General features: G+C 75.2%; 12 protein-coding genes and 2 riboswitches. Of the genes, 5 read left to right on the forward strand and 7 right to left on the reverse strand.

Translation table 11 applies throughout. The features are described 5' to 3' along the window. Positions 1-232 precede the first annotated feature (232 nt). The 4 genes from AB6N23_RS12255 (at position 233) to metE (ending at position 4,975) form a co-directional block, all read left to right on the forward strand. Positions 233-850 (forward strand): DNA-3-methyladenine glycosylase I, encoded by a 618-nt coding sequence (locus AB6N23_RS12255; RefSeq protein WP_412866334.1) that lies wholly within the window; start codon positions 233-235, stop codon positions 848-850. 131 nt (positions 851-981) lie between these two features. Beyond that, positions 982-1,203, forward strand: a complete 222-nt coding sequence (locus AB6N23_RS12260) for a hypothetical protein (protein WP_378199900.1) — start codon at positions 982-984, stop codon at positions 1,201-1,203. Positions 1,204-1,360: 157 nt separating this feature from the next. Further along, a riboswitch (SAM riboswitch) is annotated at positions 1,361-1,468 on the forward strand. Between the two features lie 91 nt (positions 1,469-1,559). Continuing rightward, positions 1,560-2,630 carry a methylenetetrahydrofolate reductase gene (locus tag AB6N23_RS12265; RefSeq protein ID WP_412866335.1) on the forward strand — a complete coding sequence of 357 codons (1,071 nt, stop codon included), beginning with the start codon at positions 1,560-1,562 and terminating at the stop codon, positions 2,628-2,630. Beyond that, positions 2,627-4,975, forward strand: coding sequence for a 5-methyltetrahydropteroyltriglutamate--homocysteine S-methyltransferase (gene metE, locus AB6N23_RS12270; RefSeq protein ID WP_412866336.1), 2,349 nt, complete (start codon positions 2,627-2,629; stop codon positions 4,973-4,975). The genes AB6N23_RS12265 and metE overlap by 4 nt, the downstream gene beginning before the upstream one ends. A 156-nt stretch (positions 4,976-5,131) precedes the next feature. On the opposite strand, the gene AB6N23_RS12275 is transcribed toward metE, so the two are convergent. The 7 genes from AB6N23_RS12275 to gcvP form a co-directional block, all read right to left on the reverse strand. Further along, positions 5,132-5,776 carry a dihydrofolate reductase family protein gene (locus tag AB6N23_RS12275; RefSeq protein ID WP_412866337.1) on the reverse strand — a complete coding sequence of 215 codons (645 nt, stop codon included), beginning with the start codon at positions 5,774-5,776 and terminating at the stop codon, positions 5,132-5,134. A 319-nt stretch (positions 5,777-6,095) separates the two neighbouring features. Next, positions 6,096-6,554 (reverse strand): Hsp20/alpha crystallin family protein, encoded by a 459-nt coding sequence (locus AB6N23_RS12280; RefSeq protein ID WP_412866338.1) that lies wholly within the window; start codon positions 6,552-6,554, stop codon positions 6,096-6,098. Between the two features lie 174 nt (positions 6,555-6,728). Next, the gene (locus AB6N23_RS12285) at positions 6,729-7,196 is read right to left on the reverse strand and encodes a (deoxy)nucleoside triphosphate pyrophosphohydrolase (RefSeq protein ID WP_412866339.1); all 468 of its coding nucleotides are present in this window, start codon (positions 7,194-7,196) and stop codon (positions 6,729-6,731) included. Between the two features lie 147 nt (positions 7,197-7,343). Beyond that, positions 7,344-7,580: a LuxR C-terminal-related transcriptional regulator gene (locus AB6N23_RS12290; RefSeq protein ID WP_378199877.1), complete on the reverse strand. Its 237-nt coding sequence runs from the start codon at positions 7,578-7,580 to the stop codon at positions 7,344-7,346. Between the two features lie 334 nt (positions 7,581-7,914). After that, positions 7,915-8,286 (reverse strand): glycine cleavage system protein GcvH, encoded by a 372-nt coding sequence (gene gcvH / locus AB6N23_RS12295; protein WP_378199874.1) that lies wholly within the window; start codon positions 8,284-8,286, stop codon positions 7,915-7,917. Between the two features lie 91 nt (positions 8,287-8,377). Next, the gene (gene gcvT / locus AB6N23_RS12300) at positions 8,378-9,568 is read right to left on the reverse strand and encodes a glycine cleavage system aminomethyltransferase GcvT (protein WP_412866340.1); all 1,191 of its coding nucleotides are present in this window, start codon (positions 9,566-9,568) and stop codon (positions 8,378-8,380) included. 29 nt (positions 9,569-9,597) lie between these two features. Further along, positions 9,598-12,570: an aminomethyl-transferring glycine dehydrogenase gene (gene gcvP, locus AB6N23_RS12305; protein WP_412866341.1), complete on the reverse strand. Its 2,973-nt coding sequence runs from the start codon at positions 12,568-12,570 to the stop codon at positions 9,598-9,600. A gap of 190 nt (positions 12,571-12,760) precedes the next feature. Beyond that, positions 12,761-12,872: riboswitch (glycine riboswitch) on the reverse strand. A gap of 502 nt (positions 12,873-13,374) precedes the next feature. On the opposite strand from gcvP, the gene AB6N23_RS12310 reads away from it, so the two are divergent. Continuing rightward, entirely contained in the window at positions 13,375-16,026 is a 2,652-nt protein-coding gene (locus AB6N23_RS12310) for an alpha/beta hydrolase-fold protein (protein WP_412866342.1), read from the forward strand. The last annotated feature ends 129 nt before the right edge of the window (positions 16,027-16,155 follow it).

Genomic DNA, 16,155 nt, shown 5'->3' on the forward strand with positions numbered 1-16,155 from the left:
GTGGCGGGCGGCGCGCTCGACCCGGCCGCCGCGCCGCCCGGGGCCGAGGGGACGGGGCTCGACTTCGGCACGCGCGTGATCCTCGACGGGGTCGCGGAGCTGGTCCGGCGGCGCGCGGAGCAGTGACCCGGGCCGTCGTCGACCCGACCCCAGCCCCGCCGGGGGCCCGGCACGCCCACACCCGCCGGCCCGCGCGCGCCGCGATGTCGCCGGTGGCGACCAGACTCGCCGCATGACCGAGACGCCCGAGCCCCCCGACCCCGCCGTGCCGCCCGCGGGCGACACCCTCCCCCTCGTCGCCGGCCGCTGCTTCGGTGACGGCGACCCCCTCTACGCCGCGTACCACGACGACGAGTGGGGCGTGCCGGTGCACGACGAGCACGCCCTGTTCGAGCGCCTCGCGCTCGAGGCGTTCCAGTCGGGCCTCGCGTGGATCACGATCCTGCGCAAGCGGCCCGCGTTCCGTACCGCGTTCGCAGGGTTCGACCCGGAGGTGGTCGCGCGGTTCGGCGACGACGACGTCGCGCGCCTCCTCGCGGACGCGTCGATCGTGCGCAACCGCGCCAAGATCGAGGCGACGATCGCGAACGCCCGCGCGCTGCTCGCGCTGCACGAGGCCGGCCGCACGGTCGACGAGGTCCTCTGGTCGCACGCCCCGGACGGGCCGCGCGAGCGCCCCGCGACGTGGGCCGACGTGCCGGGCCGCACCGCGGAGTCGGCGGCCCTGGCCCGCGAGCTGCGGGGCCTCGGCTTCCGGTTCGTCGGCCCCACCACGGCGTACGCGGCGATGCAGGCGTGCGGCGTCGTCGACGACCACCTCGCCACGTGCCCGGTCGTGTCACGACCCTGACGCACACCGGTGCGGGCGAACCGGTCAGCGCCGGACGGAACGGACGGCTCCGCGTCTCCCGGATGCTCCGCTGGGGTGACACGCGGTCCGGACACCTGTCCAGCACCCGGGGCCGCACTAAGGTGCCGCGCATGGTGGAGCAGCGCGACGGCGACGGACGGCACGACGCCGTGCGTGCCGCCCAGGACGCCTGGGAGTCCTCCGCCGCCCCCGACCCGAGCGTTCTCGCCGCGGTCCAGGACGGCCTGCTGTCCGTGCCGGCGGGCTCGCCGAGCGCGTGGTTCGGCGTGCCGCGCCAGCGCCGGTCCCGCGAGCAGCAGCCCTCGCAGTCGCTGCACCGCCGCGAGCGCTGAGGCGCTGCACACCCGCCCGGCACGCACGGCGGTGTCCGCGACGCGGCCCTGGTCGCCGCGCGCACTGATCGCTGCGTCCTGACCGCTGCACGGGACCGCGCGTCTCACTCACCGGGCGCCCCTGTCCGCCATCCGGGCACGCTCGCTACGCTCACCCCGACCATCCAGAGCGGCCGAGAGACCTGGCTCAGCGACGCCGCAGCAACCCCCCTCCTCGTCGAGGGTGTGGGTGCTTCCGCCAGGAACGATGGAGTGACGATGAGCGTGCTCACCCACGTCGCCGACCCCTCGGACGGCGGCGCGCCGCCCGCCGGCGGCGACCTGCCCCGTCCCGGACGCCGCGCCGGGACCGGGCGATGACCGCCGTGACCGACACCCGTGCGCCCGCCGTGACGGTCGAGGTGCCGACGCGCCCCGCACGCCGGCACGGCGCGCCGGCCGCCGCGCTGGACCGCCCGACGGTGTCGTTCGAGCTGTTCCCGCCGCGCGACCTCGACGCCGCGCCGCGACTGTGGGGCACGGTGCGCGAGCTCGAGGCGGCGGAGCCCGACTTCGTCTCCGTCACCTACGGCGCCTCGGGGCGCACCCGCCAGACCACGCGCGCCCTGGTCACGCGGCTGCTGCGCGAGACGAGCCTGAACCCGATCGCGCACCTGACGTGCGTCGGGACGTCCCGCGCGGAGGTCGCCACGATCGTCGAGGAGTTCCTCGACGAGGGCGTGCGCTCCTTCCTCGCCCTGCGCGGCGACCCGCCGGCGGGCCAGGCGGACTGGCAGCCGCACCCGGACGGCGTCGACACGGCCGCCGGGCTCGTCGAGCTGCTGCGCGAGATCGAGCGCCGGCGCTGCGCCGGCAGCCCGGCCCAGGCGGTCCGCGCGCGAGTGCGTCCGCTGTCCGTCGCGGTGGCGGCGTTCCCGCGCGGCAACCACGCGACTGGCGGCACGCGCGAGCAGGACGTGCAGGCGCTGCTCGCCAAGCAGCAGGCGGGCGCCGACTTCGCGATCACGCAGGTCTTCTTCGACGCCGAGGCGTACCTCGGCCTGGTCGCCGAGGCCCGCCGCGCCGGCGTCAGCATCCCGATCGTGCCCGGCATCATCCCGACCACCGACCCGGCGCGGCTGCTGCGCGTGCAGGAGCTCACGGGCGTGCCCGTGCCGCGGTCGCTGCTCGACCTGCTCGGCTCCGTCGACGACCCCGTCGAGCGGCACCGGCGGGGCATCCGCGCGAGCGTCGACCTGGTCAACTGCGTGCTCGACGGCGGCGCGCCCGGCGTGCACGTCTACACGTTCAACCGGCACGAGGCCGCCCTCGACCTGCTCGAGGGCGCCGACCTGCGCGGCGGCCGCACCGCACCCACGACGTCCACCGAGCCCGTCGGCGACCCCGCCGCCGTGCCCACCACGACACCCCGAGGTATCCCGTCATGAGCGACACCGTCCCCACGACCGCCGCCCCGGCGTTCCCCGCCGGCTCCGTCCTCGGCTACCCCCGCATCGGGCCGCGCCGCGAGCTCAAGAAGGCGCTCGAGGCGTTCTGGGCCGGCCGCACGTCCGCCGACGACGTCGAGGCCGTCGCCGCCGACCTGCGCCGCCGCACCCGCACGCGCCTGGCCGAGCTCGGCCTCGCGACCGACGCCCCGGCGATCCCGAGCGCGTTCTCGTTCTACGACCACGTGCTCGACGCCGCCGCGCTCGTCGGCGCCGTGCCGGAGCGCTTCGCCGACCTGCAGGACGCGGACGGCCGGCTCGACCTGGCCGGCTACTCCACGGTCGCGCGCGGCCGCGGCGACGACCTGCCGCTCGAGATGACGAAGTGGTTCGACACGAACTACCACTACCTCGTGCCGGAGATCGGCCCGGGCACCACGTTCCGCTACGCGAGCGACCGCCCGGTGACGGAGTTCGCCGAGGCCCTCGCGGACGGCGTGCTCACCCGCCCGGTCGTCGTCGGCCCCGTCACCTTCCTCGCGCTGGCCAAGCCGACCGAGGACGCGCCCGCCGGCTTCCACCCGCTGGACCGCCTCGACGACCTGCTGCCCGTGTACGCGCGCCTGCTCACCGAGCTCGCCGCCGCGGGCGCGACGTGGGTGCAGCTGGACGAGCCGGCGCTCGTGTCGGACTCGATCGGCGTGCCCGCCGAGACGCTGTACGAGGCGACCACCCGTGCCTACCGCGCGCTCGCGACCGAGCTCGCGCGCCCGGAGCGCCCCGCGATCCTGGTGGCCGCCCCCTACGGCGACCTCGGACCGGCGCTGCCGGTGCTCGCGGCGACCGACGTCGACGGCGTCGCGCTCGACCTCGTGCGCGGCGAGGCGCCCACCGTCGTCGCCCCCGGCCTGTCGACGAAGGTCGTCGTCGGCGGCGTCGTCGACGGCCACAACATCTGGCGCGCCGACCTCGACGCGAAGCTCGCCGTGCTCGAGCAGCTGGAGACGCTCGCCGCGCGCGCCGTCACGGTGGGCACGTCGACGTCGCTGTTCCACGTCCCGCACACCGTCGAGGACGAGCCGGCGCTCGACCGCACGCTCGCCTCGTGGCTCGCGTTCGCCGACGAGAAGGTGCGCGAGGTCGCCGTGCTCGCGGAGGGCCTCACCGAGGGCCGCGAGGCCATCCACGAGCAGCTGCTCGCGGCGTCCGACGCCGTGCGCAGCCGCGCCGCGGCCCCCGGCGTCGTCCGGCCCGAGGTCCGCGAGCGCGCCGCCGGGCTCACCGACGAGCAGTTCCGCCGCGGACCGTTCGCCGAGCGCAAGACCGCGCAGGCGGAGCGCCTGCAGCTGCCCGCGCTGCCGACCACGACGATCGGCTCGTTCCCGCAGACGCCGGAGATCCGCAAGGCCCGGGCCGCGTTCGGCAAGGGCGAGCTCACCGCGGAGCAGTACGAGGACGAGATGAAGGCGGAGATCCGCCGCGTCGTCGAGCTGCAGGAGCGGATCGGCCTCGACGTGCTCGTGCACGGCGAGCCCGAGCGCAACGACATGGTCCAGTACTTCGCGGAGAACCTCGACGGGTTCGCCGTCACGCAGAACGGCTGGGTCCAGTCGTACGGCTCGCGCTGCACGCGCCCGTCGATCCTCTGGGGCGACGTCTCGCGTCCCGCGCCGATCACGGTCGGCTGGACCACGTACACGCAGTCGCTCACCGAGAAGCCGGTCAAGGGCATGCTCACGGGCCCGGTGACGATCCTCGCGTGGTCGTTCGTCCGCGACGACCAGCCGCTCGGTGACACCGCGAACCAGGTGGCGCTCGCGCTGCGCGACGAGATCGCCGACCTCGAGGCCGCCGGCATCGGCATCGTCCAGGTCGACGAGCCGGCGCTGCGCGAGCTGCTGCCGCTGCGCGAGAAGGACCACGCCGCCTACCTCGACTGGTCGGTGCGCTCGTTCCGCCTCTCGACGGCGGGCGTGCGCCCGGAGACGCAGATCCACACGCACCTCTGCTACTCCGAGTTCGGCGAGATCATGGACGCGATCGACGGCCTGGACGCCGACGTGACGAGCATCGAGGCGGCGCGCTCGAAGATGGAGATCCTGGGCGACATCGCGGCGGCGGGCTACCCGCGCGCGGTCGGCCCGGGCGTCTACGACATCCACTCGCCGCGCGTGCCGGGCGAGGCGGAGGTGACCGAGCTGCTCACCGAGGCGGTCCGCACCATCGACGTCGACCAGCTGTGGGTCAACCCCGACTGCGGCCTCAAGACCCGCCGCTACGAGGAGGTCACCCCCTCGCTCGAGCACCTCGTCGCCGCGACCCGCACGGTCCGCGCGACGCTCTGACGGACCGGGTCGGCGTCCGCTCGCGCCGGCCCGCACCGCCCGCGGCGTGCCCACCGCCGCGGACCACGACGGCGCCCGTCCCTCCCGGTGGGGAGCGGGCGCCGTCGTCGTCACCGGCTCCGTCGCCGGCGTCCGGCCGACGTCGTCCCGCTCGCGTCAGACCGGCACGACGACGTCCTTGCCGTCGACCACCGCCGCCGCGGCGACCTCCAGGGGCCGCGGCGTGAGCGCCAGGTACGTGAGCCCGCGCTCGCTCGACCGGTGCTCGACGACGTCGTACCCGCGCGGCACCGCGTCGGTCCCGAACAGCCGCCGCCCGTGCCCGACCGTCACGGGCGCGACCAGCAGCCGGTACTCGTCGACGAGCCCGGCCGCGTGCAGGGTCGCCGCGAGCCGGGCGCACCCGTGGACCTGCAGCTCGCCCTCCCCGCGCTCCTTGAGCGCCGCGACCGCCGTGACGGCGTCGCCCTCGACCCGCCGCGACCCCGCCCACTCCTCGCCGCCGAGCGGGCTCGACGTGACGACGTGCTTGGGCAGCCCGTTGAGCTGCACCGCCGCGGGGTTCTCCGCGTCGGTCACCTGCGGCCAGTACGCCCGCATCAGCTCCCACGTCGTCCGCCCGAACAGCAGCTCGGTCGTGCGCGCGAACCACCCGCCGACGACCTCGCCGAACACCGGGTCGTCGGCGAACGGCACGACCCACCCCCCGGCGGTGAACCCGTCGCTGGTGTCCTCGTCGGGCGCACCCGGCCCCTGCACCACCCCGTCGAGCGTCATGAACTCGTGCACCGTCAGCCGCATCGCGCACCTCCGTCGTCGTCGGGATCCGTCCCGGGGTCAGACCGCCGCCACGCCCCCGACTCACCGCCCGGCACCACCCGGACCCCGACCACCTCCGCCGACCTCGTCGGACGTGCGTCGACCTCGTCACGGAGGAGCGACGAGCTCGGGGCGCATCTGACGAGGTCGGCGTGCCGTGGCGGGTTCGGCGGGCGCGGGGTGCGCGTCACGGCGGCCGGAGGCGGTCGGGGGTCCGGCGGGCCGGCGGCGTCGGGCACACCCGGGGACGACGACGGCCCCGCCTCCCGGGCAGGGGAGGCGGGGCCGTCGGTGGTGCGGGTCAGGCGGTCGCGTCCGCCGGGTGGGCCTCGACGTGACCGGCCTCGATGGACGTCGGCCGGGCGCCGTGCTGCACCTCGATGCGGCGCGGCTTCGCCTCCTCCGCGACCGGGATCGTCAGGGTCAGCACGCCGTCGGCGTACGTCGCCGAGATGCGGTCGAGCGCGAGGCCGCGGCCCACGGTGAGCTGCCGGGCGTACGTGCCGGACGGGCGCTCCTTCGCGAGCCACTGCACGTCGTGCTCGGTGCGGCCGGACCGCTGCGCACGGACCGTCAGCGTGCGGTCCTCGACGTTGACGTCGATCGTGCCCGGGTCGGCACCCGGCAGGTCGACGTGCAGCACGTAGTGGTCGCCGTCGCGGTACAGGTCCATCGGCATCGACGCCGACGCGCGGTCGGCCGCGAAGACCTGCGCGAGCACGCGGTCCATCTCCTGGAACGGGTCGAAACGAGTAGCCACGCCCCTCACCTCCTCGACGTGGGGCCTCGGACCTCCCGGGCCCCGGTGCGTCCCGGTGCCCTCCGGCACCGGTGGCTACACGCAGATATCTAGCACTCTCGGGTCGAGAGTGCCAGTCCCCGCGCGGCGGTGTTCGCCCAGGGAGAACGGGGGGTCAGGCGCTGGGACGGAGGGTCAGGCGCTGCGGCCGACGCCCGGCTGCGTGCCCGTGCCGGGCCCCGAGAACGACGAGACGAAGGCGCTCAGGCCCTCGACGATCCGCACGTCGGCGTCCAGCCACGGCACGTCGTGCCACTGGCCCAGCGGGAGCCAGCGCAGCTCGTCGTGCTCCACGAGCGGCTCGGGCTCGCCCTCGACGACCTCGGCGAACCACAGCCGCATGACGTACCGGTCGGACAGGCGCCACGCGCCGTCGTCGGGCCCGAGGAGCTCGACGCCGAGGCCGACCCGGACGCCGAGCTCCTCGCGGAGCTCGCGGTGCAGCGCCTCCTCGGGCGACTCCCCCGGGTCGACCTTGCCCCCGGGGAACTCCCACCGGCCGGCGAGGCTGGCCGGCGTGGCACGGCGCGCCGCGAGGAGGAGGCGCGGGTCGTCGAGGTCGTCGACGACGGCGGCGGCCACGACGAGGACGGGCGGCGTCATGCGGGCAGTCTGCCAGGCACGCGTCACGGCCGGGTCACGAACCGGGCCGGACGGGCTGCAGCCGCACGCGCCCGGTGGGACGTCCGCTCACCCCCGGCGGACGTCGAGCGGGTCGTGGTCGTGGGACCGCACCCGGAGGGTGGTGCGTCAGCGGATGCCGTGCGCGACCGCCCAGGCGACGGCCTCGGCGCGCGTGGAGGCACCGATCTTGCGGTAGACGCTACGGACCTGCGACTTGACCGTGTTGCGCGTGACGAAGAGGCGGGTGGCGATCTCCTCGAGCGTCACGTCCTCGGCGAGCTCGGCCAGCACGACGCGCTCGCGCCGCGTGAGCGAGTGACCGGTGAAGGTCGCCGCGGTCTCGCGGGTCTCCAGCATGCTCATGATGTCCTCCGGTGGGCGGCGGGGTCGGACCGTCCGACCCCGCGAGGGCTGCGTACCGGATGAGAGGGACGTGCGACGGTCCTATGACGGGACTTTCGCCACCAGTTCTCTCCGACCACCGACGGTTCCCCCCGCGGTGCCGATCGCTGCACCGAACAAGACGGTCCGGGACCCGGTCTGATACACCGCGTCACGGTCCGTCGCCAGCACTGTGCGCCCGATCACCCGTTCGGGGCAAGCACCCGTCAGGTGGGAACCGTCGATCGATCACCCGTCCGGCGCAGTCGCGTCCGTTTCGTCTGGGAGGTCTCACCCACGGCCGCCCGCGGCGGCATCAGGGGTTGAGCGCGCCGTACTCCTCGGCGGACAGCAGCGGGCCGGTCTCCGCGACGTCGACCCGCAGCAGCCAGCCGGCGCCGTACGGGTCGGCGTTGACCACCGACGGGTCGTCGACGACGCCCTGGTTGACCTCGACGACGGTGCCCGTGACGGGCGAGTAGAGCTCCGAGACGGACTTGGTCGACTCGATCTCGCCGATCACCGAGCCGGCGGTCACGGTGTCGCCGACGCCCGGCAGCTCCACGAACACGATGTCGCCGAGCGCCTCGGCGGCGACGGACGTGATGCCGACGGTCGCGGGCGACCGGTCGTCGATCCACTCGTGCTCGGCGGTGTACTGCAGCGTGACGGGCAGCTCGGCGGCCATGGGTGCTCCTGTCGGGGCGAGGTCGGGTGCGGGCACTGCGGGTGGTGCGGGTGCGGCGGTGGTGGGTCGGTCGCGCGGGTGCGCGACGTCGTCACCGGGGACGACGGTAGAAGGGCAGGGGCACGACGCGCACGGGTTCGCGCCGGCCGCGCACGTCTACGGCCAGCTCGGTGCCCTCGGCGGAGACCTCGGGCGTCACGTACGCCATCGCGACGGGGTGGCCGAGCGTCGGCGAGGGGGCGCCGGACGTGACGGTGCCGACGGCGGGTGCGTCGGCGGCCGTCGAGGCGTGCACCGCGTACCCGTGCCGCGCGGCACGGCGGCCGAGCCCCTGCAGCCCGACGAGCACGCGCGCCGGCGCGGAGGCCGCCCGGGCGGCCAGGGCGTCGCGGCCGACGAAGGGCAGCGGCGTGCCGTCGCCGTCCACCTTGTCGAGCTTGACGACCCGGCCGAGGCCCGCGTCGTGCGGGGTGGTCGTGCGGTCGAGCTCGTTGCCGTACAGCGGCATGCCGGCCTCGAGCCGGAGCGAGTCGCGGGCGGACAGCCCCGCGGGGACGACGCCGTACGGCTCGCCCGCGGTGAGCAGCGCGCGCCAGAGCGCCGGTGCCGCGTCGGCCGGGAGGAAGAACTCGAAGCCGTCCTCGCCGGTGTAGCCGGTCCGCGCGACGAGCACGGGCACGTCGTCGAACCGCATCGGCAGGCACGCGTAGTACTTCAGCGTCTCGGGGGTGACGCCGGCCGGGGCGTCGGGGTCCGCGGCGAGGCCGGGCGTCGCGAGGACGACCTCGAGGGCGCGCGGTCCCTGGACGGCGACGAGCCCGGTGGCGGCCGACCGGTCGGCGACCTCGACGTCCAGCCCGGCCGCCCGCGCCCGCAGCTCGGCCAGCACCGTGACGTGGTTGGACGCGTTCGCGACGACCAGGTACTCCTGCTCGCCCGTCCGGTACACGACCAGGTCGTCGATGACGCCGCCGTCGGGCTGGACGACCATCGTGTAGCGCGCGCCGAGCACGCGCAGCGACGACAGCGTCCCGACGAGCGCCAGGTCGAGGAAGCGACCGGCGTCCCGGCCGGCCACCGCGATCTCGCCCATGTGCGACAGGTCGAACAGGCCCGCGGCGGTGCGCACCGCGGTGTGCTCGGCCAGGTCCGACGTGTAGCGCAGCGGCATCTGCCACCCGGCGAACGACGTGAGCGCGGCGCCGAGGACCACGTGCTCGTCGTGCAGCGGCGAGCGCAGCGCGGTCGGACCGCCCGCCTGGTCTCCCGTCGTCCCGTCCACGGCTGCCTCCGTCGTCCCGTCCGCCCCGCTCACGCCAGGTCCCCGTCCGCGAACGCCTCGACCGGCGGGCACGAGCACACGAGGTTGCGGTCGCCGCGCGCGCCGTCGATGCGCCGCACGGGCACCCAGTACTTGTCCGTCCGCAGGCTCGCGAGCGGGTAGGCGGCGGTCTCGCGCCCGTAGGCGTGGTCCCACGCGTCGGCCGTCACGGACGCGGCCGTGTGCGGCGCGTTCCGCAGCGGGCTGTCCGCGAGGGGCCAGCGGCCGTCCTCGACGGCGTCGATCTCGGCGCGGATCGCGACCATCGCGTCGACGAACCGGTCGAGCTCGGCGAGGTCCTCGCTCTCGGTCGGCTCGACCATGAGCGTGCCGGCCACCGGGAACGACAGCGTCGGCGCGTGGAAGCCGTAGTCCATGAGCCGCTTGGCGACGTCCTCGGCCGTGACGCCCGTGGCCTTGGTGATCGGCCGCAGGTCGAGGATGCACTCGTGCGCGACGAGCCCGTTCGGGCCCGTGTAGAGCACCGGGTAGTGCGGGGCGAGGCGTGCGGCGACGTAGTTGGCCGTCAGGACGGCCGTCTCGGTGGCCGTCCGCAGGCCGTCCGCCCCCATGAGCGCGACGTACGCCCACGAGATCGGCAGGATCCCCGCCGACCCCCACGGCGCGGCCGACACCGGCGCGACCGGCGCCGCGGCACCCTCGCCGCCGGGGCGCGGGTCGCCGGGCAGGAAGGGCACGAGGTGCTGCGCCACCGCGACCGGGCCGACGCCGGGGCCGCCGCCGCCGTGCGGGATGCAGAACGTCTTGTGCAGGTTGAGGTGCGACACGTCGCCGCCCAGCTCGCCCGGCCGGGCGAGGCCGACGAGCGCGTTGAGGTTCGCGCCGTCGATGTACACCTGCCCGCCCGCGGCGTGCACCAGGTCGCACACCTCGCGCACGTGCTCCTCGTAGACGCCGTGCGTCGAGGGGTAGGTGATCATGATCGCCGCGACGCGCGGGCCGTGCTGCTCGAGCTTCGCGCGCAGGTCGGCGAGGTCGACCTCGCCGTCCTCGGCCGTCGCGACGACGACGACCTTGAGGCCCGCGAGCGCGGCCGACGCGGCGTTGGTGCCGTGCGCCGAGGCGGGGATGAGGCAGACGTCGCGGTGCTCGGCGCCGGGCGTGCGCCGGGCCTCGTGGTACGCGTGGATCGCGAGCAGGCCGGCGAGCTCGCCCTGCGAGCCGGCGTTGGGCTGCACCGACACCGCGGCGTAGCCGGTGATCTCGGCGAGCCACCGCTGCAGCTCGTCGACGAGGGCCGCGTAGCCGTCGGTCTGGTCGTGCGGCGCGAACGGGTGGATCGACGCGAACTCCGGCCAGGAGATCGGCTCCATCTCGACCGTCGCGTTGAGCTTCATCGTGCACGAGCCCAGGGGGATCATCGTGCGGTCCAGCGCGAGGTCCTTGTCCGAGAGCCGGCGCAGGTAGCGCAGCATCGCGGTCTCGGAGCGGTACAGGTGGAAGACGGGGTGCGTGAGGTAGCCCGTCGTGCGCGTGAGGTGCTCCGGCAGGTCGACGGGGCGGGCGCCGACGAAGCCGACGGAGTAGCGGCCGGCGGCGTCCGGCTCGAGGGTCGTCGCGCCGCCCTCGGCGAATGCCAGCGCGACGCGCAGCAGGTCGTGGTCCGTCGTCGTCTCGTCGCAGGAGACCTGCACGTGGTCGGCGTCGGGCGCGAACACGTTCACGCCGCGGGCCGCGGCGGCGCGGACGACGTCGCGCGCGCGGCCCGGGACGGCCGTGCGGACGGTGTCGAAGAAGGCCTCGTGCTCGACGGTGACGCCCGCGTCGGCGAGGACCTCGGCGAGGCGCACGGCCCGCCCGTGCACGCGCCGCGCGATGTCGCGCAGCCCGTCGGGCCCGTGGAAGACGGCGTACATCGACGCGACGATCGCCAGCAGCGCCTGCGCGGTGCAGATGTTGCTCGTGGCCTTCTCGCGGCGGATGTGCTGCTCGCGCGTCTGCAGCGCGAGGCGGTAGGCCGGGGCGCCGTCGGCGTCCACGGAGACGCCGACGAGCCGCCCGGGCAGCGTGCGCTCGAGGCCCTGACGGACCGCCATGAACGCCGCGTGCGGGCCGCCGCCGAACAGCGGGACGCCGAACCGCTGCGCCGAGCCGACCGCCACGTCGGCGCCGAGCTCGCCCGGGGACGTCGCGAGCGTGAGCGCGAGCAGGTCGGCCGCGACCGTGACGAGCGCGCCGCGCTCCTTCGCCGCCGCGACGACGGGACGCAGGTCGCGCAGCGCGCCCGACGCGCCGACCTGCTGCACGACGACGCCGACCAGCGTGCCCTCGACCTCCGGCAGGCCGGCGGTGAGGTCCGCGACGACGACGGGCAGGCCGACGGCCTTCGCGCGTCCCTGCGTGACGGCGAGCGTCTGCGGGAACAGGTCCGCGTCGAGGACGACCGTGCCGGTCGACGCCTTCGACGCGCGCCACATGAGCGCGACCGCCTCGGCGACGGCCGTGGCCTCGTCGAGCAGCGAGGCGTTCGCGACGTCGAGGCCCGTCAGGTCGGCGACGACGGTCTGGAAGTTGAGGAGCGCCTCGAGGCGACCCTGCGAGATCTCCGGCTGGTACGGCGTGTACGCGGTGTACCAGGCGGGCGACTCGAGCACGTTGCGGCGGATCACCGGCGGCGTGACCGTGTCGTAGTAGCCCTGGCCGATCATCTGCCGCATGACGCGGTTGCGGTCGCCGATCGCGCGCAGGTCGGCGAGCACCTGCTGCTCGCTGCGCGCCGGCGGCAGGTCGAGCGGGCGCTCCGTGCGGATGGTCGCCGGGACCGCCGCGTCCACGAGCGCGTCGAGGCTGTCGTAGCCCAGCGTCGCGAGCATCCGGGCGGTCTCGTCGCCGCGGGGGCCGATGTGGCGGTCCGCGAAGTCGCGGGCAGCGGGCGCGTGCGGGACGGGCCGTGCTGCGGGGGCGGACGTGTCGGCGAGGGACTGCACGTCGAGGTCGGTCACGGAGTGCTCCACGGGGGTCGTCCGGCGCGCGCCGGGACGGGCAGGGGCCTCCCCGCTCTGTCATCCGTGCACCCGTGGGGCACGACCTGAGAGTTTTGCCGGTCCGCCGTGAGCCTCGCGAGGCTCCGGGGCGCGCCGGCTTGCACCGTCGGTGGGCGCCGGACGGGCCGGCGCCGCTTTCCAGAGTTGCCTGGCCGCGGCGGTACGGGGGCCTGAGAGATTCCCGGGGAGGGCTTGCTCCTTCGGCGTCCCGCGTCGGCGCCCTCGCGGGCGGCCGGCGGGAGCTCTCCCGCCGCGGTTCGAGCAGCGTGTTCAGTTGTCGGCTCGCTTCCCGTCCAGCGTACGGCACCCCCGGTCACCCCCGGGCTCGGACGCCAGGTCGCGGGAACCGCGCGAGGTCGCGGGGATCACTCGAGCTCGCTGGTTCCAGCCCACGACCTCGCCGGCAACCCGCTACCTCGCGCCGGCCTTGACGCGAACCGCCCAGGACGACACGATTCGGTCGACCCACCTTCTACGTCGGTGTAGAAGGGCCGGACCTGCATCGATACGGTGCGACCACTCCCCGTCCCTCCGCCGACGTCCGAAGAGGCCGCTTCTACACCGGTGTAGGGACGGTGGGTGCACGACGTGGACGCCGCCGGCGCCCACGTCCTTCCGGGGGGAGGGGCAGCGGTGCGACACCTCGAGGTCGAGGCCCGGCCGCCTGCGTCACCGCTCCGGCGGGCGACACAGGAGGAATCGATGGGGATGACTCGCCAGGGGCCGCCGCGCCCTCGTGCAGGACAGCGCCGCGCGGCGGCGGTGACGACAGGGGCCGCACTCGTGCTGGGTGCGGTCGTGGTGGTGCCGCCGGCGACGGCGGCCGACGAGCGGCCCGCGGCGGACCCGTGGGTCTCGACGATCCCGGAGGGGTACCACCGCTTCACGGCGCCGCAGGCGACGGTCGAGGACATCCTCGGCTCGCGCCCGCAGGTGCTCGAGCTGCAGGGCAACATCGGCCCGAGCGGCACGTGGTCCGACCTCGCGATGGACCCGAGCGGCTCCGACTACCAGACGACGGTCGGCCCGCTGGAGCCCGGCCTGTACTACTACACGTACACGGCGACGTGGCCGGACCGGACCAAGAAGTCGTTCCGGCAGCCCGACACCCCCGTCGCCGTCACGTCGCACCCGGAGTGGAGCACGCTGTTCGTGCCCGGGCCGTCGGTGCAGTGGATGGCCGACCTGCCCGCCGGCGGCGACGTCCGCGAGCTCGCCTACGACAGCCCGGTGACCGACGACGAGCGCACCTCGCTCGTGTGGACGCCACCCGGCTACGACGCGGACCGCGCCGAGCCGTACCCGGTGCTGTACCTGCTCGCCGACGGCACGCAGTCGGCGCAGGAGTGGTCCGAGCTGGGCCGCGTGCCGCAGGTGCTCGACAACCTCGCCGCCGAGGGGCGGCTCGAGCCCATGGTCGTCGTCATGGCGGAGGTGGGCGGGGCCGACGCACGAGCCGAGCTGCTCGACGGCGTCGTCGCGGCCACGCAGGACGCGTACCGCGTCTCCGACGAGGCGGACGGCCAGGCCGTGGCCGGCATCGGGGACGGCGGGTACCAGGCGCTCAACGTGCTGCGCACCGACCCGGGGGTGTTCGGCTCGGTCGGCTCGTTCTCCGGCCGGCTGCGCGGGTCGATCAGCGCGTCGGTGGCGCGCGCGATCAACGACAGCACCGACCTGCTGCGCGTCTACGTCGGCAACGTCCTCGACCCGGCGTACAACCAGAACGAGGCGCTCCTGCGCACGCTGGAGGCGGCGGGCGTGGAGCACCAGTTCGACGGCGTCGACCCGGACTCGGGCGGCACGTGGGACACGTGGCGCGAGGGGCTGCGCGACTTCGCGTCGCGCGTGTTCCGCGACGACGTCGACGGCGGTCCGCGCGCCGGGCACCTGCCGCTCGACGCGCCGTACACGGCACCGGCGGCGGGCTCGATCACGACGCCGCACATCGGTGAGAACGGCATCGTCACGTTCGAGACCGGCACGCAGTGGGCCGACGCGAAGGACGTCACCGTGTGGGCCAACTGGGCGCCGAACGGCGCGTGGTTCCGCGTGCCGATGACGAAGGTCGGCGACCGGTGGCGCCTGTCCATGGGCCCGCTCGACGGCTTCTACTACTACCGGTACGTCGTCGACGGCGTGGACCAGAAGGACCCGGAGGACACGGTCAACACGCTCACCGGCGTGAGCCCGCTGTTCGTGCCGGGCGAGACCGACCGGATGCTCGGCGACGTCCCGGCGGGCCGGGGCGGCGACCTCTCCGTGCTGACGTACGACAGCGCCGTGGCCGGCGAGGAGCGCTCGGCGTACGTCTGGACGCCGCCGGGCTACGACGCGGACCGCGCCGAGCCCTACCCCGTGCTGTACCTCAACCACGGCGGCGGGCAGAGCTGGGGCGACTGGGTCGAGGTCGGCCGGGCCAGGCAGATCCTCGACAACTACTCCGTGGACGGCACGATCGTCCCGATGGTCGTCGTCATGGGCAACGGCAACGTGCCCGACTTCCCGGCCGAGCTGCTCGAGAACCTGGCCCCGGCCGCGCGCGCGGAGTACAACATCGCGTCCGACGCCGCCGGGCAGGGCATCGCCGGGCTGTCGATGGGTGCCATGAACACGTTGAACACGTGGCTGACCCGCCCCGGGCAGTTCGGGTGGATGGCCGCGTTCTCCGGCGGGCTGTTCTTCCACACCCCCGAGTTCGACCCCGCCGCGGTCAACGCCGAGACGCGCCTGGCGCGCGTCTACACCGGTGACGTCACCGACTTCACCTACCAGCACACGATGAACCTGCTGGACCTGCTGGAGGCGAACGGGATCGAGCACGAGTTCGCGGGCGTCACGCTCGGGCCGCACGGGTTCGACACGTGGCAGCGCAACCTCATCGACCTGCTGCCGCGGCTGTTCCGGCCCGAGACCGGGGCGGGCATCCCGCTGCGGGCGGTCGTGCCGGAGGGCGAGCAGGGCGTGCTGGCGCTGTCCGTCGCGGACCACGGCGACGGCGTGACGCTCGGCTCGGCCGGGAACGCGGGCGACCGCCTGCGGTTCACGGGCGCCCTGCCGGCCGTGACGGTGACGGACTCGCGGTCCGTCGCGCAGGCCGGGGCGAGCGGCTGGGCGGTGAGCGGGCAGGCGTACGCGTTCACGTCCGGCACGCGCCTGCTGGACGCCCAGCACCTGGGGTGGCGTCCCCGCGTGGAGACCCCGCGCGCCGGGCTCGCGGCCGGGGCGGAACGGGCGACCGCGCTGGGCGGCGGCGAGGGCCTGGCCGTGCCGGGCCGGCTCGCGTCCGCCGCGCCCGAGGGACGGTTCGGCTCGGCGACGCTCGGGGCGGACCTCGTCCTCGAGCTGCCGGTCGACACGGCGCCCGGCACCTACGAGGGCACGCTCACCCTCTCGCTGTTCCCCGTCGACTGACGACGGGGACCGACCGCCGGCGTGGGGGGGGGGCCCCCCCCCCCCCCCCCCCCCCCCCCCCCCGGCGGGGCCGGGGCGTATAAAAAAGACACGCACGCCCCGCAGACAAGGAAGGGGTGGGGGGGGGGG

This window comes from Cellulomonas pasadenensis (assembly GCF_047229365.1).
Classification (GTDB): domain Bacteria; phylum Actinomycetota; class Actinomycetes; order Actinomycetales; family Cellulomonadaceae; genus Cellulomonas.